Raw genomic sequence first — 22,884 nt, forward strand, 5'->3', positions numbered from 1 at the left:
CCGCTATGAAAAAAGGTTTGATTTTTCCTGTGCCCAAGTTTTATGACCGATATATCAATCTGGTGCCGGATGTGGATCTTAAAGATGCCTTCCAGTTGGCTAATGAGGAGTTGAATAAGTTTGACATAGCACGTTATGAGCCGAGGGGGAATTATGCGTATGCGGCCGACAAATGGAGTATGAAGGATGTATTTCTTCATATGGCGGATGCAGAACGCGTATTTATGTACAGGGCGATGGTATTTGCCCGTAACGACAAAGGTCCGTTACCGGGATTTGATGAAGAAAAATACGCAGCTAATACGCTGAGCCAGGGCCGTTCACTGTCTGATATAGTAAATGAGTTAAAAGCTACCCGTATGGCGAGTGAAGCCTTATTCAGGGGCTTTAATGAGGCGGTGATGTTACGCACAGGTGTATGCTGGAAAATTGAAACCAGTGTACTGGCATTGGGCTTTACGCTGATTGGCCATCAGCTCCATCACTTTAAAGTACTGCGCGAAAAATATCTGTAAGCGCGTCCTTACTTTCCGGTGCATGTCCACGGCATCACCCATCATAATAATCGGGTTATCATTCTGACAAGGAGAAAGCAGCTCTTTTGCATGCTCATGGCCGCTTTCGTGGATATATGAAGTAAACCTACCGTTTCCCAAAAATATATTTTTTAAAGGTTGTTTGTTCCTGCTGACATAAGGTTGTCATACCCTCACTACTATCTTTACATCATCATCAAAAACACAAAAACTATCGCTATGACGAATACAAACCCATTAAGAGGCTTCGCTACTATTAGCTACTTTGCTGCTGACCATGACGCGGCAAAAAAGTGGTACACGGAATTAACCGGTATGGCTCCTTACTTTGAAAGGCCTGGCTATGCAGAGTTTCGGCTGGGCGACTACCAGGCTGAATTAGGAATTATTGACAGCAGGTATGCGCCGGGTGGTGCGGCTACAAAGCCCGGTGGTGCAATTGTTTACTGGCATGTGGATGATGTAAAGGCTACCGTGGAGCGTTTACTGAGTATGGGAGCTACACTGTTTGATGAGGTAACCGAACGTGGTGGCGGATTTGTAACAGCTTCTGTAGTGGACCCGTTTGGAAATGTACTGGGTGTAATGTATAACCCGCACTACCTGGAAATATTAGCTGCTAAATAAATTATTCATCAAATTATATACGGGGTGTAAGCGTAACAACGCCTACATCCCGTATTCCTGTTACCCTTACTGGTGGCTTAACTAACATTCAGGTTAGTTATTAACAATTGCTGCCGTTCTTCTCTCCTCCAAATCCCCGTAATAGTTTTGTGTTACAAAAACGAAAACTATGAAAAGACTGGAAAACAAGGTAGCCCTGATCACTGGCGGTAGTCGCGGTATGGGTGCGGCCATTGCAGAAAGATTTGCAGCAGAAGGCGCGGATGTAGTGATCACTTATTCGAAAAGTGCGGATAGCGCGGATAAAGTGGTGGAAAAAGTAAGGCAGCAGGGGCGTAATGCCCTGGCAGTGAAGGCTGATAGTGCCGTAGCGGACGACCTCCGTCAGGCGGTAAAGCAGGCGGTGGCTGCGTTTGGCCGAATCGACATTTTAGTAAACAATGCCGGTGTATTTCAGATGAAGATGCTGGAAGATTATACCCTGGAAGATTATGACCATATGATGGCGGTAAATACGAAGGCGGTATTTGTGGCCTCACAGGCCGCTGTAGCGCATATGCCGGCGGGTGGCAGGATTATCACTATTGGTAGTAATATGGCAGAGAGACTGGCTACAGCGGGTGCTCTTTTATACAGCATGTCGAAGTCAGCGCTGCTGGGGCTTAACAAAGGACTGGCGCGGGACCTGGCCGGCAAAGGCATTACCGCCAATCTCGTGCAGCCGGGACCGATAGACACTGACATGAATCCTGCTGACGGTCCACATGCCGAAAGCATCCGCTCCCATACCGCAATTGGCCGTTATGGGCAAGCCAGGGAGATTGCATCATTGGTGACGTTCCTGGCCAGCCCTGAGAGCAGCTTTATAACCGGTACCGAGCAAACGATTGACGGCGGGTACAATATCTAGTTATTTATTTTTTACCAGCAGGAGGTACCACATTAAGTCGGTGTTGGGTGCGTCGGTAAAGCCCAGCTGGCGACCGATGGTAACTGCCTGACCTCTGTGGTAAGTACTATGCATCACTACCTGTTGCATCATTTCGAAACGGGGAATCAGGAAATCGCCGGTAAACGGGATAGCCACCAGGCAGGTATCGTTGAGTTGCGACGGCGGGAGGTTTTCCACATAATTCACCAGCTCTTCAGAGTTTTCCACGATGCCGGTAAGGATGTCTTCCAGGGTGCCGTTGTAGCCTTCGGACCATGCAAATCCCGGCTTTTCATTCCGCATGTTAGCCATCCACCAGTCCTGGCAATCCCACATATGTAATAATGTAGCCTTTATGCTTGGATAGCTGGAGGCTACATTTGTTTCCAGCAGTTCAGGTGATTTGGTGCGCAGGAAGTTTACCAGGGTAGTATTTGCCCAGCAGTTGTAACGCACCTGGTCAAGAATATTTCCAGTAAAGGAAGCAGTAGTGGTATTCAGTGGATGAGTAGCTTGTAACATATTGATTTTGTTTTGTTAATACAAAGTAACAACCGGGGTATGACAACAGTATGTCAGTAGCATTCCGGTAATTTTTATTATTTTTTGCCGGAAAGCAGATTAATCTTTACCTTTGTTGTATATACAATAGTTGTTACTGTAATAATGAGATTAGAAGAAGAACTAAAGCAGTCGAAATTTAAAGACGACTATCAGCGGGCGATGCTGAATATCCTGTTTACATCCGGATGGGTGGAGGCAGGAATACTGCATACCCTGAAGCCTTATGATCTTTCTTCCCAGCAATACAACGTACTGCGTATACTCCGGGGCAGCAGGCCTTCCCCATTGAACCTGCTGGACATACAGGAGCGTATGATGGACCGTATGAGCAATGCTACCCGCCTGGTAGAAAAACTCCGCCAGAAGGGCTTATTAACACGTAAGCAATGCGAAGAAAACCGCAGGAAAGTGGAAATAGCTATCACAGACAAAGGCCTGGCTTTACTGGAAGAGTTAGACCCCGTTGTGGAGGCTAACAACAAACGTATATTCCAGCACTTCAGCAGGGAGGAAGCCGCACTGCTAAACGAATTGCTGGATAAGCTCAGAGGCTGAGCTATTTTTTTTGCTAAACTGTTGTATATACAATAATAGTAGCTACATAACTGTAACACAACTCAACTATTTACTTTATTGTTTAACAATAATCAGGAATACTAACTAAGATTTTAAAAATAAATTACAACTAACAAATCATGAAAAAGGTTTTCTTATTCGCTGCTATGCTGCTCGCTGGTGTATCTTCTTTTGCACAGGTAAAATGGGGAGCAGATCCTGCACATAGTCAAATAGGCTTTAGTGTTAATCACCTTGGTATCAATTACGTAAACGGTAAGTTTGATAAATTCAACGGCACCGTGGAAACTGCTGACAGCACCAGCTTTCAGAACGCTAAAATTGAATTCACTGCGGATGTAAACAGTATCAACACCGGTGTAGCGCAGCGTGACGGTCACCTGAAATCGGATGACTTTTTTAATGCTGCCGAATTCCCTTCCATCACTGTAAAAAGTGTTTCCTTCAAAAAAATCACTGGTAACAAATATGTGATGCTGGCGGATGTTACTATTCGCAACACTACTAAGCGTGTACCCTTTGACGTTACTTTCAACGGCATCGTTAAAGATCCCTGGGGTTTGAGAAGAGCTGGTTTTACTGCTAAAGCAACGGTAAACCGTTTGGACTATGGCGTGAAATATGCGGATAAATTACCTTCCGGTGTGTATGCGGTATCACCTACTGTGGATGTATTGGTGAATGTGGAGGTTGTAAAACAATAATTTATTTTTTGGCAGGGTAACTCAAGGCCGAAGGCCTTGAGTTACCCTGCTTGGGTTACAGGGCTGCCGCCCTGCAGCCCAAGCAGAAAAAGAAATGCCTTCTTGTGCGAAGGCATTTCTTTTATTAAGAGATCAGTTACTTTTTTTTCTTCTTTTTCTTCTTCATTCCCTCCATCTCTTTGTTGTGTTGATCCAGCAGCAGCTGCCAGTTATCATTCGGCACATCTTCGGAGAAGCTGACGGTTTCACGGTAATCATCCTTGCTAATGGTCATTTCGCTGATAGGCTTACCGATGAATTTCTGGATTTCATCCAGGAGGGGCTTTTCTTCAGGGCTCACGAATGAAACAGCTTTACCCTTTTGCACACCACGACCAGTTCGGCCCACGCGGTGAACATAATTTTCAGGAACATCCGGCAAGTCATAGTTCACCACATATTCCACGTTGGGGATATCGATACCTCGTGCGTTTACATCAGTAGTTACCAAAACTTTAATGGCGCCGCTTTTAAATTCTTCCATTACGGAAAGGCGATCGTCCTGCTCTTTACCGCCGTGCATGGCGAGGGCAGTGATACCTACGCGGGCCATTGCAGCCACTACGCGTTCCGCACGTACTTTGGTACGTACAAACACGAGGATCTTATTTTCCGGAAACTCTTTTACCAGGCGCTCCAGGAAAAAGCGTTTATCATCCATGCCTACGTAGGCAACGGCATGGGTAACATTTTTAGATACCGGGTCCTGCGGGGATATCTGAATACGGATGGGATTATTTACCACGGAATAGGCGAGGTCCTTGATATCCTTGTCCAGCGTGGCACTAAAGAACAGCGTTTGGTGTACACGCGGGAGGTGTTTGATTACGTCGCGGATATCGCGGATAAAGCCCAGGTCCAGCATATGGTCCGCCTCATCGAGGATCAGCGTTTCCACACTGCGCAGGTCGATATGGCCCTGGTTGAGCTGATCGAACATGCGGCCGGGGGTAGCAATCAGTACATCCACTCCCTTTTCAAGGATTTTGATTTGCGGGGACTGGTCCACACCACCTACGAGGGCGAGGATGGACAGGTCGGTATACTGGGCTATTTGTTGGAATACCTCAGCGATTTGGATGGCGAGTTCCCGGGTGGGCACCATTACGAGGCACTTTACCTCATATTTGCGTTTATCGTATCTGAAGCTTTGTTGTTGGAGGCGATGCAGCACAGGAATGGCAAAAGCGGCAGTTTTGCCGGTTCCTGTTTGTGCAACGGCCATCACATCGTCACCCTTGAGGATAGATGGGATGGCCTTGAATTGTATATCTGTAGGGCGTTTGAAGCCCAAATCAGCCAGGCTCTTTTTTATCTCGGACGAAATGTTGTACTGTTCGAATTTCATGCGCCAAAGATAAGGAGAAGGCGTGGATTACTGCGCTTTCACCAGCTGTACTTCCATGTTGAGTTTTACCTCGTCGCTGAGTACCAGTCCGCCCGCTTCTGTAGTAGCATTCCAGCGTAAACCGTAATCGGTGCGGTGTAAGCGGCCTTTCAGGGTGAAACCTGCTTTTTCCTGACCCCATGGGTCTTTAGTTACACCACCGTGTTCTACTTCCAGCTCAATTGGATGCGTCTGGTCCTTGATGGTCAGGTCGCCCAACACCCTATAGTGAAACTGTTTGTCTTCCAGTTTTTTTACTTTGGTAGAAACGAAACTGATTTTAGGGAAATGTGTAGCATCAAAGAATTCACCATTTCTCAGGTGCTCATCGCGCTGTGCGTTGGAGGTATCAATGCTGTCGGCCGCTGCTTCGAAGGAGATCGATGCATCGTGAAAGTCCTCGCTTTCTGTTTTCACTTCACCTGTAAAGCGGGTAAAATAACCGCTAACATTTGTAATCATCAGGTGTTTTACTTTAAAGCCGATTTCGCTGTGCGCTTCGTCAATTTTCCAGGTTGCCATGGTTTCTTCTATTTTTCTATTTGACTATAAAATTAAGTGTTATAACGTAATTATATTTGGATAAATTACCGGAAACGATGGACGAATTTCCATCAACCTACCAAAAATAATTCCAAATCGTCGGGGAAGTATGCCTTTTACCATTTCGCATGCCGCCATAGTGGCGCCTTTATACAAGATCAGGCCTAAAGATGCCTCCTTAACCGGATTGATCATAGGCAGTATGGTACCGGATTTCCTGTATTTTTTCCGTTTAAATCCCTATGCTGATGCAGGGCATCACCTGCCTGGCATTTTCCTGTACGATTTACCCCTGGCCATTTTGCTGGCATATGCCTGGCATCATTGGTTGCGGTATCCGGTGATGCGCTATGCACCTACATTTGCGGCGGCGCGGGTAACCCGTTACCACTTTTTCAACTGGCACCAGTATTTTATGCAGCATACTTTGGTAGTGCTCTATTCCGTACTGGCAGGCATTACCACGCATTTGTTCCTGGACGCCTTTACCCATGAAAGCGGGTATTTTGTAAGGATCATCCCCCCGTTACAGGGCCACTGGGGCCAACTGCCCGCCTGGTATATGATGCAGATACTGACCTCCGTAGCCGGGCTAATGGTGCTTTTTTACTACTTTTTCAAAATTCCCATAAAGCCGGCTGCCAACAGGATACCTTTCCTGCCGGCGATCGTTTTCTGGGTAATGGTTGGAATCTTATCCAGCATTATTTTGGTAATTAATGAACAGGTCCACTTTATCGCCTGCGAGGGAATGGACTACCTGGCTGTCATCCTGGGTGGGGTAATGTATGGCTTCTTTGGGGTGGCCGCGATTGACTCGTGGCGCAACGGCGCTAACATCTCCCTAAAAAATACCTGAAGGTACATAACCAAACCTTTCCAGCTCCTGTATTTGTTTTATATGCCTGCAAACGCCATTGTCGATCAGCATAATGCGGTCGCTTACCTGGATAATATTCCTGAAATCATGATCCGTAATAATAAAGCCTTTCTCTTTTTTCTTTTCTTGTAAGAGATGCAATACTTCCTCTTTCAGTAAAGGTTCCAGGCCGTTAAATGGTTCATCCAGGAGCACAAAGTGCACATCCAGATGCACCAGCAGCAGTATTTCAAAGAATCGGCCGGTGCCACCTGAAAGCTGGTGGCGCCGGAGGTGCATGTGTTGCTGAATAAGGCGGTGGGCCAATAGTGCTTCTTTTGCTTTTATATCGGGGAGATATAAATCTGCAATTTTGCGCAGGGTTAAGTTATTGGGCAGAAACGACTTTTGCGGCAGGTACCCAATCAGGTTACCTGCTGTAAACGGCGTCTCGTAATACTTTCCATCAATACGGATACTTTTATTCAGTGCTGGCTCGGTCCCGAAAATAATCTTCATCAGGGTGGATTTACCACAGCCATTACGCCCCAGCATACCCAGAATTTCGCCGGTATCGCAGGATACCCAGCAGTCCGTCAACAGTTCACGGCCACCGAATGATTTAATGATACTATCCGCTTCAAGCCGGTGTGACATAAGCATGGATTAGTTTATACGCGTAAACAAGGGTAATGACTTCGCAAACGTTTATCACATACGACCAAACGATTAGTCGCGTACGGGAGTAACCTTTGTTATGATAGAAGTAATAAAGGTGATTATAGCGCAGCTGAAACAGGAAAAGGGCCATGAAAAAGCCACCCGTCAGCCATCCGGTGCCAAAAGTTCTTAGAAAAATATACCAGTCGTAATCGGTGGCCAGCCAGGCCAGCACGGCGGCGGCAAGGGAAAACGGCAGGTTGAGCGCAGTAATCATCCGGTAATAGTGGAAAAGCATTTTCGGGATTTGCGGCTACAGTTGCAAATACTATGCTAAATAGCCTTGCGATCTTTTTCTCGCAAAACAGCATAGGATTTTAAGCTCGCAAAGACTTATTGGACTTTTGGCGCCTTCGGCGCCAGGAGAGCGATCTTTTTTGCACGCAAAGCAGCCAAGCAGGTAAGCAGCTAAGACTTGTGTTTTGTTGTTTGTTGTTTGTTGCAAACATAGGAGCAGCAAAGCAGGAAAGACTTGTGTTTTTGTTGAAATACTATCCTAAATAGCCGCAACAATGGTAGCGGGCCAACACGATAATTTTATAACGTTATTGGTCATACGAGAACTGTTTGTTTAGCCTTACGGGCCCCATCACGGTGCTACCTCTACGCCCTCCTGCCGGTTACGATGACGGCTTCCCCACGCCCTGAGCAGCTCCCATACCGGTTGCAGTTCCATGGCACTTTCCGTGAGCTGGTATTCCACGCGTGCCGGTACTTCCGGATAAACGGTGCGGATCACCAGGCCGTCCTGCTCCATTTCGCGCAGGTGTAGCGTAAGCATACGGTCTGTTACATTTCCAATCCTGTCTCTGAGCACAGTAAAGCGCATAGGACCGTTTTTCAGGTTATAGAAAACCGACAGCTTCCATCGGGTGCCGATCAGATCCATAGCATATGCTTCCGGGCAACGGGACTTTATGGTTTCCCGGTTGATGTTATTGGTTGAGTTTTTTTTGATGCTGGCCATGCTTGCTTACATTTTTGTTAGTTCCTTACAATCCGCCACAGTATTGAATATGCGGGTTAACTGGTGTTACCTTTGCTTTACAAATTTAAAACATTCAAGCCATGGAAACATACACTAATGAACTAATATCCGCCAGACCAGCAATAAAATCCGCCACGCAGCCTCATTTGCTTGACAGTAAACTACTTAACATCCGTATAGATCAGTTTGCTGCCAGGCGCCTTGCTTCCGGCGCGATGACCGGGGCACATATCCTCATTTTACAAGACGGGAAAGTGCTGTATAACAAAGCAGTGGGCTATGCGGATGTAGTCACACAAACACCGCTGCGCACGGATCATATATTCCGCATTGCGTCACAAACGAAGGCCATTACCAGCGTGGCTGCGCTGATGCTGCTGGAAGAAGGCTGCTACCGGCTCGATGATCCGCTGCAAAAGCATATTCCCGCGTTTAAAGATGCCGCAGTACTCGACATGTACAACGAAACAGACGGTACTTATACCACGCGTCCCGCTGCGAGGCCGATTACAGTGCGGGACTTGTTTACCCATACTTCAGGCATTGGCTATGGTTTGATTTCAGAAGATCCCCGGATGAATGCTATCTATGCCAAATCCGCACTAGGCTTTGTTTTCGGGACACACGAAAAGTTGAAGGCGGTGGTGGAAAAGATTGCGTCACTGCCATTGCGGCATCATCCGGGCGAAGCCTTCACCTATGGCCTCAATACCGATATCCTCGGTTACCTGGTGGAAATCTGGAGTGGACAAACCCTGGAACAATTTTTCCAGGAAAGGATTTTTGATCCGCTGGAGATGCACGATACACATTTTCATTTGCCGCAGGAAAAGGAGCATCGCCTGGTAACATTGCAGCAACGGGTGGAGGGCCAATTGCAGAAAGTGAAGGGCATGCTGTTCAATGGCGTGGATCCACAGTACCCTACTGATCCCGGCACGATTCATTCCGGCGGAGGAGGATTGAGCAGTACTGCTGAAGATTATGCGCAATTTTTGCTGATGCTGGAGGCGGGCGGTACTTATAAGGGGCATCGTTTTTTGAGTCCCGCCACCATTGCCCAGCTGCGTTTGAATCACCTTACCGGCAGTGCAAACACTGACCAGTTGCAATTCGGTTTAGGCGTAGCTGTTATAACACCCCGTACGCAGCACCTGGTGCCAGCCGGCATCGGAACAATATATTGGGGCGGTGCTTTTAATACGAAATACTGGCAGGACCCGGTATCGAAGATCATCGGCATCATATTAACACAGGAATATCTACCGGAAGATTATAATGCACTCCGTGAAAATCTGCAACAGGTGGTTTATGGTGCGATATCAAATTGATCACTTAAATTGCTGCTGATAATTGAAAACTCTATGATTAAAATTCTGGCAATTTCAGGCAGTACCAGGCAGCAATCGTCCAATCACCAACTCATAGCAGCAATAGCTGCGCGTTACGCATCACAGGCGGAGCTTACATTATTCAACGGGTTAACGGAGTTACCACATTTTAACCCTGACCTGGATCAGGATCAGCCGCCTGCGGCGGTGGCAGCGTTTCGGGAGCAGCTGCGTGGGGCGGATGCCGTATTGATTTGCACACCGGAGTATGCGATAGGCGTTCCCGGTAGTCTGAAAAATGCGATTGACTGGACCGTTTCCAGCATGGAGTTCTCGAAGAAGCCGGTGGCATTGATCACGGCGGGTACCTCAGGGGTACATGCACACAAATCTTTGTTAGGCACCTTACTGATTATTGAGTCGAGGATGAGGGAGGAGATGCAGCTGGTGATACCGGCTATTAAAACGAAGATGAGTCCGGATGGGGTGATCACGCACGGGGAAACGCTCACGGCGATTGACCGGCTGATGCATGCGCTCCTGTCTGTAGCTACGGCCCCGCGCGAGGATGACATCTACCTAAACCCACCTGCTTTTAATAAAGTATAAGGATATACGAAAAATGGTCATCACACTTAAATACCATTTTGGACAGGAGATATGGTGGATCAGGGAAAAATTATTTCTTTTGCTATGAATCCTTTCCCTATTTGTCCTTATACCAGATAATAGTTTTAAAAAGTAACGGCTGCCAGTAACGGCAGCCGTTTTTTGCTTTGCTTTTACCCGTAAACTATTGGCGATTGAAAAGATGTCGTCCCCGAACCAGCAGCTTATTTCTTCTTCTCTTCACGGAAATAACCTGCTGATGTTGATTTCCGGTTTGACGGAAGTTGGTATAGGCGTCGAACACTAGCGCAGGTGTGATAATACCAGTAAGCGTATTATCCGCAGTATTGAGAACGGGAAGGCTGGTAAGTTTATATTCACTCATGAGGGCTACCGCTATGTGCAGCGGTGTATCCGGATACACGTAAATTTCTGTATCCTTTGCATCTTCTTCCTGACGTGCGGAGGCCATGACATCAGCAGCTTTGAGGCGCTGGAGGATATCCGGCTCATAGGCATCAGGCGTAGCAACGCCGCGGCGTTGGATTTTTTCCGTCATAATGGTTCCCTTCATCAAAAAGAAGGATACGAAATAAGAAGCCGTACATGCACCTAACAGTGGCAGTAGGCCATGCGGCTGCATGGTTACTTCAAAGGCGAAAATCACGGCGGTGAGGAGTGCTCTGGCAGCACCGGCAAACATCGCAGCCATGCCGATGAGTGCGCAGGTGGGAAGATTGATTTGTGTGTTAGGCACAAAGTGCATTACTGCCATACCTATCAGTACCCCAGTGGCGCCACCGATAGTAAGCAGAGGCGCCAGTGTACCGCCGCTGGTGCCGCTACCCAGGGAGATGGACCAGGAAATGAATTTAAGAAAGCAGAGACCTAACACCATTTGTAATGGCAGGTTGCCGCTGAGGAGTTCCGTAATATTGTTATATCCTACACCCAGGGTGTAAGGCGCGAAGTAACCAACCACACCTATGGCGACAGCACCAATGGCCGGCCACCACATCCAATGCATGGGGAGTTTTTCGAACAGGTCTTCTATCAGATAAATGCTTTTGGAAACTATTGCAGCAAGCACGCCAATAACAGCACCGATTCCGATATACCAAGCCAGGGCTTCCGGTGTGGGGGCGGCCAGTTCAGCCATAGGGAATACCGGGCCGGAGCCGAACATTGCGATGTGCATAGCAGTACCTGTAGCACATGCCAGGGCCACAGGAATAATTGTTTTAGGACTGAATTCGAATAATAACAGTTCAATGGCCAGCAGCACGGCAGCTACCGGTGTACCGAATATTGCAGCCATACCGGAGGTAGCGCCAGCGGTCAGCATGATTTTACGCTCGTTGGGCGATATCCGCATGATTTGTCCGGCAAATGAACCGAAGGCACCACCTGTGGAGATGATAGGGCCTTCCGCACCGAAGGGACCACCAGTACCAATGGAAATGGCAGCGGACAAGGGTTTTAATATCGTAATAACCGGTTTGATTTTGCTTTCGTTGGTGAGTACCTGCTCCATAGCCTCCGGGATACCATGGCCGCGAATAGCGGCTGATCCGAGTCGTGCCATAATACCAATGATAACAGCACCGATAACAGGTATCACTATCACCCAAAGGCCCAACTGGTTATGAGCGGGGCTGGATTCTGCAAAGGAGAATTTTCCGTAAAAAGAGAGGTTGGTAATGAGGCTGATCAATGCCACTAATCCTTTTGCGATAAAACCGATGATAACTGCATTTATTACTACCTGTACACATACGTAGAACAATCTTCCAGACACTGCGTTTTCAGATGTTTTTTTGAGGTCATAGGCTGATTTATCAAGTGAAGGGGCAATAAATACTGCCTGCTTCCTATTTTTGTGACTCATTATAGCGTATTTTTGTACAAAATTATTGCCTTGGCAATATTTAAACAAGATTATTTATCAATTTTATCTAAAATTTTATTGCCAATGCAATAAAATCCATATATAACTCATGCATGTACATCAACATTGTTTCCTTTGCCAGCATAGTTTAGCGGAATGGCAGGCGGCTATTGCCACGAATGCCACCATCCGGCATTTCAAGAAGAATGAAGTGATTTTCCATGAAAAGGAGGAGGTAAAAGGAGTTTATTTTATGCATTCCGGCCGGGTGAAGGTGCATAAAAAGTGGGGAGATGACAATAAAGACCTGATCGTGAAATTCGCGGCTGCAGGGGATATTCTGGGGCACAGGGGACTGGGGGAAAATCATTTTTACCCGGTAACGGCTACCGCCATTGAGGAAGCAGAGGCCTGTTTTATTACGGCTGAGTTTTTCCACACCACTTTACTGGTAAATCATGAGCTCGCTTATAAAATGGTATTATTTTATGGCAACGAGCTACAGCGTGCCGAGCAGGGCATGCGTGACATGGTGCACATGAGCGCTAAAAGTCGCATGGCAAATGCGCTCATCAAACTAAGTTCAATATTTGGCATTACCCCTCAGGGCGCCATACGCAGTACCCTTAGCCGCCAGGAAATTGCTTCCTTTGCCGGCACCACCTATGAAACACTGTTTAAAACGCTGAATGAATGGGTAGACGAGGGCATTGTTACTGTTTCCGGAAAAGAGATCTCTATCCGTGATGAAATGCGCCTGCGGAAGCTCATAGAATAATGAGTTATTTTTGCCGGATGGATTACATAAATTGTGTAGGACTTATTGCGCTGGAAAACCGGAAATTATTATTGGCTTACAGTCGCAATAAACAGGCCTGGTACCTTCCCGGCGGGAAGGTAGACCCGGGGGAAACCAACCTGGAAGCTATCAGAAGGGAAATAAAGGAAGAACTTAACCTCGAACTCTCCCCTGAACAATTACAGGAATATTACTACATCGAAGCGCCTGCATTCGGTGAAAACAATAAGCTGATGAAGCAGCACACCTACTTGTGCCAATTGACAGCTATGCCTCAACCTACAGCAGAAATTGAAGCGATCAGATTTTTTAGTCCTGCTGACTACAGCACGGAGGAGCACCAGGTGCCTGGTGTTCTTACGGCGTTTCGTAAACTAAAGGACGACGGCTTAATAGATTGAACCGATACCCGACATGATGAATAAAAGGATAACTGGCTTACTCCTGCTACTATTAGCAGGAACCGGATTATACGCACAGGAGGATACTACCCGGGCCAGGCCGGACAGCCTGCCCGTTGCCATAGCCGCTGATACCATACGCCCTATTACCGCTGCAGATACCACTATCCTATACCGGATTAATGGCAAATATTTTAAAAGCATCTGGGATGATACCAAATACACTGTAACACGACCACTGCATTGGGAAAAGAAAAATTTCGTACAGGCGGGAGCGATAGTTGGCCTAACCGGTGTACTGCTGGCGAGCGATTATGGTATAAAGCAATTCTTCGTACACAACCAAAGTACTTTCTGGACCAGCGTTACTGATCAGATTGAACCCTTCGGTAATGCCTATGCCCCTTACATTGTAGCGGGTATGTATGTGGCAGGTGTGGTTACACACGACCGCAAACTGGAGAGCGGCAGCTTAATGGCTGCTAAATCGCTGGTTATTTCTACCGCTATTTATACCGTTATTAAAAGTGTGGTGAGAAGAGGGCGGCCTACCTATTACGATAGTCCGTTTAACTTTGCACCGCCGCTTAGCGGCGATAAACAGCATACTTCCTTCCCTTCCGGGCATAGCAACACGGTGATGACGGTTGCCACCGCCATAGCGGAACTGTATGGCAAAGATCATCCATGGGTACCGTGGGTAGCCTATGGTATTGCCGGTTTAACAGGAGTCACGAGGATGTATGAAAATCGGCACTGGAGCAGTGATGTATTGATTGGTATGTCGCTGGGACACTTTGTGACGAAGAGTGTATTCCGGCATCACCGGGAGTTGGAGCATAAGAAGGCGATGCAGCTGATGTTGCGGTAAACATCTCCTTATAAAAAAAGTCGGATACCGCTGGTATCCGACTTTTTTATGTCATACTGTAAGATTAACCCTGAGGAGGCATTTTGCTCATGTCCATATACACTGCTTCCCAGTTGTGGCCATCCAGGTCTTCAAAGCTGCGCTGCTGCATGAAACCATAATCTACCGGCTCACGGTATTCCCGTCCTCCTGCTTTTAGTGCATTTGCGATAAATGTATTCAGCTCGTCGTTACTACTCATAGAAAGAGAGTTAATCACTGCGATGTTGCTTTTTGCATCCGTGATTTTTTTCGAGGTAAATTGCAGGAATTTTTCGTGTGTAAGCAGCATCACGAATATCGTATCGCTAACCACCATACAGGCAGCAGTTTCGTCAGTAAACTGTGGGTTATTTTTAAATCCGATGGCTTCATAGAAAGCCATTGATTTCTTCAGGTCCGCTACAGGCAGGTTAATAAAAATTTGCTTTGACATAATGTTGAGATTTAAAAATTACGAGTACAAAACAACTATTTCCTTCTTAAACGGTTTGGTCAATTCGTTGGTTAAAGCAGTCCATTCCATCACTTGTGCAGCCTTCGATATTCCAAAGGTGAAAGTCCTACCTGCTTTTTAAAGAATTTCCCAAAATTAGCAGGATCAGAAAAATTCAGTTGATATGCAATCCGGGAAATTTCAAAATCGGTGTATTGTATAAGTGACCGTGCCTCGTTGGTGAGGCGGTCAGCTATATAGCTCAGTGCATTTTTACCGGTGAGTGTTTTAACCGATTGCGACAGGTAGTTTGCAGTAACGGATAACATATCTGCATATTCCTTTACGGTTCGTTTATCGATATAGTGATGATTCACTAACTGTGTGAATCGCTGTAGTAATAACTGCTGTGCATTGGCCTGCCTGTTGTCGTGCCTTTTTTCATTCGCGAAACTTTCCAGGAAATACAACAGGCCCAATAGTTTGATACGAGCCTCCATGTGTTGGCCTTGTGAAGAGCGTTCATAGGCCAGGAACACTTCTTCAAAATGTGGCGCCAGCTGCCGGAAAGTATCCAGTTCAAATTTAAACAGGTTGGTGTGCAGCACGTCGAAGAGTGGAAATGTTTTATGAAAGTCGGGCTTGAAGAATGCATAGCATGCTGGCTTAAAATAGATGATATACCCTTCAAGTGAATTATTATGCGAAAAGCTATAGAGCAGATTAGGAGAGTGGAAAACGAGGTACGATTCCGGATTATTCACCTTTTTGCTGCCATAGTTTACCTCTGCGCTTCCTGAGTTGTACAACAGTGCTAAAAAGTAAAAGGAACGTTTGAAAGGTGGTTTATAAACCTGTAGGTCCTCGAGGTTTTGCTTTGTTAATCTCAGGCAGTAGAAGTCCGGATTAGTTGTCCGGCCTGGCCAGGGGATAGAGGCTAGAAAGTCATTTATATCGGTGTAATACGGCAGTAATGTATTTAGTTGATCCATATGCTAATCCGGAGGTCATGTTGCTTCGTTTGACGGAAGCTTATTGTATTCCTAAATATAGCGTAATAAAATTGGTTTCAACTGGGGTGGAGGTGGGGGATATGATATATCCTGGTTAAATAAAAAAGGACAAAACAGCAAGTGCTATTTTGTCCTTTTCTGAGTCGGGGTGGCAGGATTCGAACCTACGACCTCCACATCCCAAATGTGGCGCGATACCGGGCTACGCTACACCCCGAACTTTTTCCGGTGTGCAATCTGAGTGTTTGTATCTCTGATTGCGGAGTGCAAAGGTAGCGAAGTTTACGAGAAAACCAAATCAGGAATTAGATTTTTTAAAAAAAAGTTCGTCAAACTGTGTGTGTTGGTGGGGGCCTGCTGGTCATACTACAACCCAAATCGTAGTACCACAAAGCGTTTCAACAAATCACCATTTAGGATAAATTATTTTCCACCGGAACAATAATTCTAATTGCATTTTGGGTTTGATGGGGTCTGCCAGGGGTTCGATACGCTGAAAATATACTGGTATGGTGGTTCTGATGGCAGCCTGCCATTTGGTATGGTCATAGTATATTTCTGCGGTGGCGTTGCCCTGGAAGCGTCCGATGGCATTCCAGATTTCCGTTTTATCACCGAAGAACTGAGCCAGGCGGAAGGTGTCGACAGCCAGGTTGTACTGATAGGTGCGTTGTTTACCAGCGAGGCGGCCATAGTAAGCCTGTGCACCTATTCCGGCGAACCAGTTACCTTTTACGCGATGGCTGTAGGACAGGGTGGCGCTGTAGCCGTAGGTTTGCACGAGGCTAATAAAGATGGTATTAGTACCACTGCCAATGTACGGGACGGTATCGTACCATTTATTATTAAATGCTTGTGTAGCTATGGCGTTAAGGTCGAGACTGAGTGCTGCATTGGGCCAGGTACGTTCCGCACGGATGCCGGGGATCAATATTTTATACAGTTGGCTGTTGCCGGTGGGGCCTTTATACCAGCTTTCACTTCCGTTAACTGGCAGCTGGGCTGACCATTGCGGCATAAGTTGCCAGTATCCTTTGGGGCCTGGCCCCATGAGACATGGATTTGCGTACCTGTCGGTAACAGCGGGAGGCGCTTTCAGTGTTGGTATAGCGTTGCGGCTACTGTTAAGTACCGGTAATGACTGCAGCAGCATTGGAGTGGAGGTTGACAGGTGCTGGTTATCCACCTCAGTGGTTGACGGGAGGACAATCTGTGGTGTGCTGTATTTGGTTACACGGGCAACATCGGTGCTTGTACCTGCCGTTTTATTTTCTGCGGCAACCGGGGTATCAGCAGTCGGTGGTTTGTAATTACCGGCATGCGTGTTTTGATCATCCTCTGCAGGAGCTCCTGTGTTAATGGTAGCCGGATTGGTACGGCGGATGGTATGATCTGTATTGCTGACACCATGCCTGGATTTGTTGGTAATGTTGTGGTGCGATCCAGACTTCTCCACCTCGGAATTATGTGCACTCATGCCATTGGAAGCTGGCACTGCTGCCTTGGCTGCCGTTACTGCATTTGCTCCATTTGGCAACAAATTTTCGCCGGTCACTTTATTCACCTCTGCCTGGCTGGCGCCTGCACCTGCACTTGCTGCATCGTTGCTACTTGCTGGTGTGGGCCTGCCACCGGTTTCCTCATGCGCTGCGGCTTTTGGGTCAATGGTGCCGAAGGCTATGCTGTCGTCTGTTGCATGTTCAGCCGGCAAGCTGTTACGCTTATTACCGGAACCTGCATTGCTTCCGATATCCACGGCGCCGGTGGTTGCCTTGCCGGAGGTAACATTATGTTCAGTGCCAGCCGTTGTACTTTGGTGTTCATGTTTATTATAGGTCATCACACGCCAGGTGATAACCGTTATTATGATTGCCGTCAATACCAGGATACCGGCGCTGCTTATGATCCGGGATAATCCTGGCAGGGCGTTACCAGTTTTATACTCCATGGTTGCAGATTCTATTGGGCCTGTGTTTTGGTTGAAAGCATTTTCCGGTGTACCCGGTTGCAGGGGCATAGCTTCATTGAGGCGCTCTTCCATTTTCATCCAGCTGTCGCCGACAGGAGGAATGGGAATGGGTGGAGTGCCTTCGTTGGGCAGGCCCTTATGCAGATTGCTTTCGTTCACAGGCGGTACATTATTTAAGGTAGTGTTGTTCCAATATTGGCTTTAGTTTACTGCGTGTTTCGCTGAGGTGCCATTTTACTGTTCCCGGACTTTGCTGCAGTTTATCACTGATATCTCTGATAGAAAATCCTTCCAGGTAAAAAAGGGAGCAGACGGCCCTGGTAGTTGGGGGAAGATTATCCAGCAGTTTATAAATATCTTCCCAGGCCAGCTTACTCAGGATATTATTCTGCGTAGAGCCAACGTCTTCCTCCAACTCCTGGCTTTCCGGCCATTTTCGAAGCCTTATACGATCTAATGCAGTATTTCTGACCACTGTATAAGCCCAGTTAAAAAAAGCGCCTTTTTCGGCATCGTATTTACTCAACTGCGTAAACACCTGCAACATGCCATCATTCAATACTTCCACTGCTTCTTCCGGATTATTGAAGAACTTTCTGCACAATAGGAATAGCGCCGGATAAAATTTCCGGTATAGTCGTTCCTGACTAAGCCTGTTGTTGGCCAAACAATCCCGTACTAATTGCTGAATCTCTTCCAAAGGGCTAATCCTGATTACAGTACCAGTTAAGAATATGAATTAAGGTCATTATTATCAACAGCAATAGTTGCCTTAATGCAGGGTTAAATAGCAACTCCCCTGTTATGTTTTAAGTTGCAGCATACAGTAGTGTAAATATACTATGCCTGCGCGGTTAAACTAACATGGCCGGCTACACGACAACTTGATTACTTACGGGAAGCAATTGAACTATCCGTAGGGTGCCAGGGAGTATCAACCGGATGCCGGGGTGAATCTACCGGTGGATGCCGGGGCGAATCCACAGGAGGGTGCCATGGTGAATCTACAGGGGGATAGATAACAGTATCGCCAGGAATATGCACATTTGAATCCTTGGGCGGCAGGATAATAGTATCATGCGGATGTCCGTTCGTATCGCCAGGATGACCGGTTGTATCACGGGGAATGCCAGCCGAATCTTTTGCCTTAGCTAAAGTATTCACAGTCAACGACTGCAATGTTGCCTGATCCTTTCTGCAACCAATAATAACGGCAAGTAACATGGTCAAACATAGTAGCGGTATATATCTCATACAAAATGGTTTATATTGAAGTAAACGGGTGCGGGGAAATGAAAGGTTGGGTAAGTAATAAACTTTTTATCAGTAGATAAGATGGAGGCATTGCACTTATAGTTGTAAAGCCTCCACTTAGGAAACAGAAATTGCCGGCGGCCATTTTTCGTTACCATGGGTAAACAAGGCTTTGTACTTTCACATTACTACTACTTCTAACCGATTAAAGCAATCCGAATACAACCATTTGCAAGATCTGACGTAGCACTCGAGTTATCTTGTTGGCCCCATATTGCGGAGACGTTTTTGGTCTCCGCTTTTTTATCCGGTACTTCCCTGCTAACAAAAATGTACGCAACTCACAATCGACTGTAACACATACTCACACTACGTTTGGGCAATACTTTTGCAATACGGTATTATCTGTATTACAAAAATTTAATGCATCATGGATTTATATCTTCAACACAAAACAGCAGTAGTTACAGGTGCCAGTCAGGGCCTGGGTCGCAGTATCGTTAAAACGCTCGCCGCAGAAGGCGTTAAAGTACTGGCTACTGCCAGGAATGAAGCGTTGCTGTTGTCATTACAGTCTGAAATCAAAGCGGAAGGCGGAGTTGTACCTGAAATACTGGTACAGGATTTCACAGCACCTGGTGGCCCGGCGGCGATTGCCGCTGCTGCACTCCAGGCATTGGGTCATGTGGACATACTGATTAATAACGCCGGCGCTAGTCGCCCGCTGGGCCCAATCGCCCCGGAAGAAGAATGGGAAGCTGCCTTTACGCTCGACTTCCACCATCACCGGCAGTTAACCCAGGCATTGTTGCCGCAATTCATGGAACGCAAACAGGGAGCCATCCTCAATTTAATCAGTACCTATGAGCTGCGCAGCATCAATGGATCGGCGGTGGCAAAAGCTGCTATTGCATCCTGGTCAAAAGCGCTGGCGGGAGAACTGGCTTCACAGGGTATCCGCGTCAATTGTCTGCAGCCTGGCATCATCGACTCGGCCCAGATCAGGCGGATTTTCCCTGGTGATGAAAGGAAGAAATTTGCAGAAAGAGAAATACCGATGGGTGATTTTGGTGAACCTGAGGACATAGCGAACATGGCTACCTTTCTGGTATCACCGAGAGCGAAGTATGTAACTGGTACAGTGGCGGTAGTGGATGGAGGAATGCGGAGGTATGCGTTTTAAACGCTTTTTCATAAAGATCAAAGTGACCGGGTCATCTGCATGAATCAGGTGTACAGCAAAACAACAATAAAAAAGCCTTACAGTTTGTACTGTAAGGCTTTTAGCGTTCTAAGTCGGGGTGGCAGGATTCGAACCTACGACCTCCACATCCCAAATGTGGCGCGATACCGGGCTACGCTACACCCCGAAAAAAATCCCGACCTGGATTTGCGGTGAGGGAGGGATTCGAACCCTCGGTACAGTTTAACCCGTACGACGGTTTAGCAAACCGTTCCTTTCGGCCACTCAGGCACCTCACCGTTTACCTTCTATTAGCGCCTTTCGCGTTAGTTCCTTGAAGGGGTTGCAAAAATAGGAATTATTTTAAATTCACAAAAAACATTTACAGTTTTTTCAAACTTTTTTTTGAAAAATAATTGAAGGAGATGGTACAAAAACTGCAAAACCATTTACTGTATTACATTTCAGCACCTCCATCGCAGACATACCTACACGAAAAAAAATTTCAAATATTGGGTTAACAGGTGCAAAAGCGAGTTAAAAATAGCAAGGTTACTCCTGGCGGGCAGTTAGTTCTCTCCCTAAAAAAGACAGCAGTATATATTTGAAAAAAGGTGCGATTATAAAAAACATAGTTGGGAATTAGAATGACACCTTCGGTGTCATTGGGTTGGTTCCGCGCTTCGCGCGGTTGGCTACCGCCGGTGACTTAAAAGAGGATATAGCGGTTGTTGAGTCTACAGGATGGTAGTTCCAGGCAGCACGAAAGTGCAAGGAATTTGATGCCGCTTATGGAGGTTGCTAAACCTACAAGATGGCTATTACCCGGCAGTACGAAAGTGCTAGGAATTTAATGCAGCTTATGAAGGAGGTTAAACCTGCAAGGCGGCTATTACCCGCAGCACGAAAATGCAATTGTTACTGCCGATGAATTAAATGTGATTATGGAGATTATTAACAAGGCGCCTGTTGCCCGGCACGAAAGCAGGATAGCTACTACCTGTATAAAAAGAGACATGCCCCCGTTTAAAACGGGGGCATGTCACAAATAGGTTACAGGGGGTAAATTACATTGCTGCCAATTGCACTTTCTGCTGTAGCTCAATAACGCTGTCGCGGAAGTTATTGTCAGTATCCATTAAGTCTTTTACTGTTTGGCAGGAGTGAATAACCGTAGTATGATCACGACCGCCAAAATGTTCACCGATTGTTTTCAGGGAGTTTTTCGTAAATGATTTAGCCAGGTACATGGTAATCTGGCGTGCCTGCACGATTTCACGTTTACGTGTTTTTTGCAGGAGCTTATCATATGGTACATCAAAATACTCACATACCATCTTTTGAATACTCTCGATGGTAATTTCTTTTGAGGATGTTTTTACAAAAGATTTCAACACGCGCTTGGCCAGCTCCAGGTCAATCTCCTTACGGTTGAGTGAAGATTGTGCCAGCAGCGAGATCAGCGCTCCTTCCAGTTCACGAACGTTGGTTTGTATATTATACGCCACATACTTCACTACTTCTTTCGGCATTTCCAGCCCGTCGTTGCGCATTTTCATTTCCAGGATTTCCATTCTTGTTTCGAAGTCCGGAATCTGGATATCAGCGCTGAGGCCCCAGCGGAAACGACTGAGCAAACGCTCCTGCACACCGTCCAGGTCTTTAGGTGCCTTATCAGAAGTAAGGATCAGCTGCTTACCGGATTGATGCAGGTGGTTGAAGATAGCAAAGAACGCATCCTGTGTTTTCTCTGCACGGGCAAAGAACTGGATATCATCCACGATCAGTACATCTATTAACTGATAGAAGTGAATGAAGTCATTTATGATATTATTCTTAGAGTGATCGATGAACTGATTGATAAACTTCTCGGCACTTACGTACAGCACGGCTTTATTGGGATGAATTCTCTTCACCTCATTACCGATGGCTTGTGCCAGATGTGTTTTACCTAACCCCACACCACCGTAAATAACGAGTGGGTTGAAGGAAGTTCCTCCCGGTTTTTCCGCAACTGTTTTACCGGCGCGGCGAGCCACGCGGTTACAGTCTCCTTCTATATAGGTATCGAACGTATAGTTGGGATTCAGCTGCGAATCAATCTGTACACGTTTAATGCCGGGGATCACGAACGGGTTTTTGACCGGGTTCTGGATCGTTAATGGAAAATCAACTTCATTGTCTTTCTGGGGCTTTGTAAACTGCGTAGGCATGTTTACAGTTCTAGGGTTCTGGTGTGGCGTACCGTTCTCTACTACAATGCGGTATTCCAACCGGGCTTCTTTACCTAATTCTCTCTTGATGGTTTTTCCTAACAATCCCACATAATGCTCCTCTAGGTACTCGTAAAAGAATTGGCTGGGGACCTGGATGGTTAAAACATTGTTTTCAAGTTTAATCGGTTTAATTGGCTCAAACCATGTCTTAAAAGGCTGCCACTCAACAATATCCCTAATTATATTAAGACACCTTTCCCAAACTTGGTCGCAAGTTTTATTCATTGAGATAAAAAAAATTAGTTTGTTTCTTAATTTAATGAAAGCAATTCACGTCTAATTAAGGATGTTCTCGAATTCGCTATTCCTCAACGCAGGATGTCGAAAAATGTTCAGACAGG

General features: G+C 46.5%; 25 protein-coding genes and 3 tRNA genes. 12 read left to right on the forward strand and 16 right to left on the reverse strand.

Annotation, left to right across the window (positions count from 1 at the left end; all coding sequences use genetic code 11):
• The first annotated feature begins 5 nt into the window (after positions 1–5).
• The 3 genes from BUB18_RS03810 to BUB18_RS03820 all read left to right on the forward strand — a co-directional run bounded on the left by BUB18_RS03810 (position 6) and on the right by BUB18_RS03820 (position 2,073).
• The gene (locus BUB18_RS03810) at positions 6–515 is read left to right on the forward strand and encodes a DinB family protein (RefSeq protein ID WP_073078140.1); all 510 of its coding nucleotides are present in this window, start codon (positions 6–8) and stop codon (positions 513–515) included.
• A gap of 240 nt (positions 516–755) precedes the next feature.
• Complete coding sequence (locus BUB18_RS03815) at positions 756–1,163, forward strand: VOC family protein (RefSeq protein ID WP_073078141.1); 408 nt, start codon at positions 756–758, stop codon at positions 1,161–1,163.
• A gap of 169 nt (positions 1,164–1,332) precedes the next feature.
• Positions 1,333–2,073, forward strand: a complete 741-nt coding sequence (locus BUB18_RS03820; protein WP_073078143.1) for an SDR family NAD(P)-dependent oxidoreductase — start codon at positions 1,333–1,335, stop codon at positions 2,071–2,073.
• On the opposite strand, the gene BUB18_RS03825 is transcribed toward BUB18_RS03820, so the two are convergent.
• Positions 2,074–2,616: a DinB family protein gene (locus tag BUB18_RS03825; RefSeq protein WP_073078145.1), complete on the reverse strand. Its 543-nt coding sequence runs from the start codon at positions 2,614–2,616 to the stop codon at positions 2,074–2,076.
• A gap of 144 nt (positions 2,617–2,760) precedes the next feature.
• On the opposite strand from BUB18_RS03825, the gene BUB18_RS03830 reads away from it, so the two are divergent.
• Together BUB18_RS03830 and BUB18_RS03835 are read left to right on the forward strand one after the other, a co-directional pair.
• Entirely contained in the window at positions 2,761–3,213 is a 453-nt protein-coding gene (locus tag BUB18_RS03830) for a MarR family winged helix-turn-helix transcriptional regulator (RefSeq protein ID WP_073078148.1), read from the forward strand.
• A gap of 140 nt (positions 3,214–3,353) precedes the next feature.
• Positions 3,354–3,938 carry a YceI family protein gene (locus BUB18_RS03835; RefSeq protein WP_073078150.1) on the forward strand — a complete coding sequence of 195 codons (585 nt, stop codon included), beginning with the start codon at positions 3,354–3,356 and terminating at the stop codon, positions 3,936–3,938.
• 136 nt (positions 3,939–4,074) lie between these two features.
• On the opposite strand, the gene BUB18_RS03840 is transcribed toward BUB18_RS03835, so the two are convergent.
• A complete protein-coding gene (locus tag BUB18_RS03840) occupies positions 4,075–5,325 on the reverse strand; it encodes a DEAD/DEAH box helicase (protein WP_073078152.1) in 1,251 nt (416 codons plus the stop codon).
• A 27-nt stretch (positions 5,326–5,352) separates the two neighbouring features.
• Complete coding sequence (locus BUB18_RS03845) at positions 5,353–5,886, reverse strand: YceI family protein (RefSeq protein WP_073078153.1); 534 nt, start codon at positions 5,884–5,886, stop codon at positions 5,353–5,355.
• Between the two features lie 130 nt (positions 5,887–6,016).
• Between BUB18_RS03845 and BUB18_RS03850 the strand changes: the two genes are divergently transcribed.
• A complete protein-coding gene (locus BUB18_RS03850) occupies positions 6,017–6,766 on the forward strand; it encodes a DUF4184 family protein (RefSeq protein ID WP_073078154.1) in 750 nt (249 codons plus the stop codon).
• On the opposite strand, the gene BUB18_RS03855 is transcribed toward BUB18_RS03850, so the two are convergent.
• The 3 genes from BUB18_RS03855 to BUB18_RS03865 form a co-directional block, all read right to left on the reverse strand.
• Entirely contained in the window at positions 6,752–7,423 is a 672-nt protein-coding gene (locus BUB18_RS03855; protein ID WP_073078155.1) for an ATP-binding cassette domain-containing protein, read from the reverse strand. The genes BUB18_RS03850 and BUB18_RS03855 overlap by 15 nt on opposite strands.
• On the reverse strand, positions 7,407–7,724 hold the full coding sequence (locus BUB18_RS03860; RefSeq protein WP_073078157.1) for a hypothetical protein: 318 nt from the start codon (positions 7,722–7,724) through the stop codon (positions 7,407–7,409). The genes BUB18_RS03855 and BUB18_RS03860 overlap by 17 nt, the downstream gene beginning before the upstream one ends.
• 351 nt (positions 7,725–8,075) lie before the next feature.
• Complete coding sequence (locus BUB18_RS03865; RefSeq protein WP_073078159.1) at positions 8,076–8,453, reverse strand: winged helix-turn-helix transcriptional regulator; 378 nt, start codon at positions 8,451–8,453, stop codon at positions 8,076–8,078.
• Positions 8,454–8,554: 101 nt separating this feature from the next.
• On the opposite strand from BUB18_RS03865, the gene BUB18_RS03870 reads away from it, so the two are divergent.
• Both BUB18_RS03870 and BUB18_RS03875 read left to right on the forward strand, forming a co-directional pair.
• Positions 8,555–9,805 (forward strand): serine hydrolase domain-containing protein, encoded by a 1,251-nt coding sequence (locus tag BUB18_RS03870; RefSeq protein WP_073078161.1) that lies wholly within the window; start codon positions 8,555–8,557, stop codon positions 9,803–9,805.
• Positions 9,806–9,838: 33 nt separating this feature from the next.
• Positions 9,839–10,414: an NADPH-dependent FMN reductase gene (locus BUB18_RS03875; RefSeq protein WP_073078489.1), complete on the forward strand. Its 576-nt coding sequence runs from the start codon at positions 9,839–9,841 to the stop codon at positions 10,412–10,414.
• A 184-nt stretch (positions 10,415–10,598) separates the two neighbouring features.
• On the opposite strand, the gene BUB18_RS03880 is transcribed toward BUB18_RS03875, so the two are convergent.
• Positions 10,599–12,302: a chloride channel protein gene (locus tag BUB18_RS03880; RefSeq protein ID WP_073078163.1), complete on the reverse strand. Its 1,704-nt coding sequence runs from the start codon at positions 12,300–12,302 to the stop codon at positions 10,599–10,601.
• Between the two features lie 109 nt (positions 12,303–12,411).
• On the opposite strand from BUB18_RS03880, the gene BUB18_RS03885 reads away from it, so the two are divergent.
• The 3 genes from BUB18_RS03885 to BUB18_RS03895 are packed head-to-tail and all read left to right on the forward strand — an operon-like array spanning position 12,412 to position 14,373.
• On the forward strand, positions 12,412–13,080 hold the full coding sequence (locus BUB18_RS03885; protein ID WP_073078165.1) for a Crp/Fnr family transcriptional regulator: 669 nt from the start codon (positions 12,412–12,414) through the stop codon (positions 13,078–13,080).
• 17 nt (positions 13,081–13,097) lie between these two features.
• Entirely contained in the window at positions 13,098–13,502 is a 405-nt protein-coding gene (locus BUB18_RS03890) for an NUDIX hydrolase (protein ID WP_073078491.1), read from the forward strand.
• A gap of 13 nt (positions 13,503–13,515) precedes the next feature.
• On the forward strand, positions 13,516–14,373 hold the full coding sequence (locus tag BUB18_RS03895) for a phosphatase PAP2 family protein (RefSeq protein ID WP_073078167.1): 858 nt from the start codon (positions 13,516–13,518) through the stop codon (positions 14,371–14,373).
• A 64-nt stretch (positions 14,374–14,437) separates the two neighbouring features.
• Here BUB18_RS03895 and BUB18_RS03900 read toward each other — a convergent pair whose 3' ends face one another.
• The 6 genes from BUB18_RS03900 to BUB18_RS03925 form a co-directional block, all read right to left on the reverse strand.
• Positions 14,438–14,848: a VOC family protein gene (locus tag BUB18_RS03900; RefSeq protein WP_073078169.1), complete on the reverse strand. Its 411-nt coding sequence runs from the start codon at positions 14,846–14,848 to the stop codon at positions 14,438–14,440.
• An 89-nt stretch (positions 14,849–14,937) separates the two neighbouring features.
• Entirely contained in the window at positions 14,938–15,840 is a 903-nt protein-coding gene (locus BUB18_RS03905; protein ID WP_073078171.1) for a helix-turn-helix domain-containing protein, read from the reverse strand.
• 164 nt (positions 15,841–16,004) lie between these two features.
• Positions 16,005–16,078, reverse strand: a tRNA-Pro gene (locus BUB18_RS03910).
• A 189-nt stretch (positions 16,079–16,267) separates the two neighbouring features.
• Positions 16,268–17,989, reverse strand: coding sequence for a hypothetical protein (locus BUB18_RS03915; RefSeq protein ID WP_073078173.1), 1,722 nt, complete (start codon positions 17,987–17,989; stop codon positions 16,268–16,270).
• A gap of 10 nt (positions 17,990–17,999) precedes the next feature.
• Entirely contained in the window at positions 18,000–18,530 is a 531-nt protein-coding gene (locus BUB18_RS03920; RefSeq protein WP_245805607.1) for an RNA polymerase sigma factor, read from the reverse strand.
• 188 nt (positions 18,531–18,718) lie between these two features.
• Positions 18,719–19,084, reverse strand: a complete 366-nt coding sequence (locus tag BUB18_RS03925) for a hypothetical protein (RefSeq protein WP_143159815.1) — start codon at positions 19,082–19,084, stop codon at positions 18,719–18,721.
• A gap of 430 nt (positions 19,085–19,514) precedes the next feature.
• Here BUB18_RS03925 and BUB18_RS03930 point away from each other — a divergent pair, with 430 nt between their 5' ends.
• Positions 19,515–20,267, forward strand: coding sequence for an SDR family NAD(P)-dependent oxidoreductase (locus BUB18_RS03930; protein ID WP_073078178.1), 753 nt, complete (start codon positions 19,515–19,517; stop codon positions 20,265–20,267).
• 113 nt (positions 20,268–20,380) lie between these two features.
• Here BUB18_RS03930 and BUB18_RS03935 read toward each other — a convergent pair.
• From BUB18_RS03935 to dnaA, 3 genes are all read right to left on the reverse strand, one after another.
• Positions 20,381–20,454: transfer RNA gene (locus BUB18_RS03935), tRNA-Pro, on the reverse strand.
• Between the two features lie 23 nt (positions 20,455–20,477).
• Positions 20,478–20,566, reverse strand: a tRNA-Ser gene (locus BUB18_RS03940).
• A 768-nt stretch (positions 20,567–21,334) separates the two neighbouring features.
• A complete protein-coding gene (dnaA, locus tag BUB18_RS03945) occupies positions 21,335–22,768 on the reverse strand; it encodes a chromosomal replication initiator protein DnaA (protein WP_073078180.1) in 1,434 nt (477 codons plus the stop codon).
• Positions 22,769–22,884: the final 116 nt, after the last annotated feature.

This window comes from Chitinophaga jiangningensis (genome assembly GCF_900142605.1).
GTDB lineage: Bacteria > Bacteroidota > Bacteroidia > Chitinophagales > Chitinophagaceae > Chitinophaga > Chitinophaga jiangningensis.

Excerpts from the sequence above, each read along its gene's own strand:
- BUB18_RS03860 (WP_073078157.1), bottom strand. The coding sequence starts at position 7,724 with ATGCTTTTCCACTATTACCGGATGATTACTGCGCTCAACCTGCCGTTT.
- BUB18_RS03845 (WP_073078153.1), bottom strand. The coding sequence starts at position 5,886 with ATGGCAACCTGGAAAATTGACGAAGCGCACAGCGAAATCGGCTTTAAA.
- BUB18_RS03875 (WP_073078489.1), top strand. The coding sequence starts at position 9,839 with ATGATTAAAATTCTGGCAATTTCAGGCAGTACCAGGCAGCAATCGTCC.
- BUB18_RS03865 (WP_073078159.1), bottom strand. The coding sequence starts at position 8,453 with ATGGCCAGCATCAAAAAAAACTCAACCAATAACATCAACCGGGAAACC.
- BUB18_RS03840 (WP_073078152.1), bottom strand. The coding sequence starts at position 5,325 with ATGAAATTCGAACAGTACAACATTTCGTCCGAGATAAAAAAGAGCCTG.
- BUB18_RS03820 (WP_073078143.1), top strand. The coding sequence starts at position 1,333 with ATGAAAAGACTGGAAAACAAGGTAGCCCTGATCACTGGCGGTAGTCGC.
- BUB18_RS03815 (WP_073078141.1), top strand. The coding sequence starts at position 756 with ATGACGAATACAAACCCATTAAGAGGCTTCGCTACTATTAGCTACTTT.
- dnaA (WP_073078180.1), bottom strand. The coding sequence starts at position 22,768 with ATGAATAAAACTTGCGACCAAGTTTGGGAAAGGTGTCTTAATATAATT.
- BUB18_RS03850 (WP_073078154.1), top strand. The coding sequence starts at position 6,017 with ATGCCTTTTACCATTTCGCATGCCGCCATAGTGGCGCCTTTATACAAG.
- BUB18_RS03810 (WP_073078140.1), top strand. The coding sequence starts at position 6 with ATGAAAAAAGGTTTGATTTTTCCTGTGCCCAAGTTTTATGACCGATAT.
- BUB18_RS03895 (WP_073078167.1), top strand. The coding sequence starts at position 13,516 with ATGATGAATAAAAGGATAACTGGCTTACTCCTGCTACTATTAGCAGGA.
- BUB18_RS03905 (WP_073078171.1), bottom strand. The coding sequence starts at position 15,840 with ATGGATCAACTAAATACATTACTGCCGTATTACACCGATATAAATGAC.
- BUB18_RS03880 (WP_073078163.1), bottom strand. The coding sequence starts at position 12,302 with ATGAGTCACAAAAATAGGAAGCAGGCAGTATTTATTGCCCCTTCACTT.
- BUB18_RS03930 (WP_073078178.1), top strand. The coding sequence starts at position 19,515 with ATGGATTTATATCTTCAACACAAAACAGCAGTAGTTACAGGTGCCAGT.
- BUB18_RS03835 (WP_073078150.1), top strand. The coding sequence starts at position 3,354 with ATGAAAAAGGTTTTCTTATTCGCTGCTATGCTGCTCGCTGGTGTATCT.
- BUB18_RS03855 (WP_073078155.1), bottom strand. The coding sequence starts at position 7,423 with ATGTCACACCGGCTTGAAGCGGATAGTATCATTAAATCATTCGGTGGC.
- BUB18_RS03890 (WP_073078491.1), top strand. The coding sequence starts at position 13,098 with ATGGATTACATAAATTGTGTAGGACTTATTGCGCTGGAAAACCGGAAA.
- BUB18_RS03925 (WP_143159815.1), bottom strand. The coding sequence starts at position 19,084 with ATGAGATATATACCGCTACTATGTTTGACCATGTTACTTGCCGTTATT.
- BUB18_RS03870 (WP_073078161.1), top strand. The coding sequence starts at position 8,555 with ATGGAAACATACACTAATGAACTAATATCCGCCAGACCAGCAATAAAA.
- BUB18_RS03825 (WP_073078145.1), bottom strand. The coding sequence starts at position 2,616 with ATGTTACAAGCTACTCATCCACTGAATACCACTACTGCTTCCTTTACT.
- BUB18_RS03830 (WP_073078148.1), top strand. The coding sequence starts at position 2,761 with ATGAGATTAGAAGAAGAACTAAAGCAGTCGAAATTTAAAGACGACTAT.
- BUB18_RS03900 (WP_073078169.1), bottom strand. The coding sequence starts at position 14,848 with ATGTCAAAGCAAATTTTTATTAACCTGCCTGTAGCGGACCTGAAGAAA.
- BUB18_RS03885 (WP_073078165.1), top strand. The coding sequence starts at position 12,412 with ATGCATGTACATCAACATTGTTTCCTTTGCCAGCATAGTTTAGCGGAA.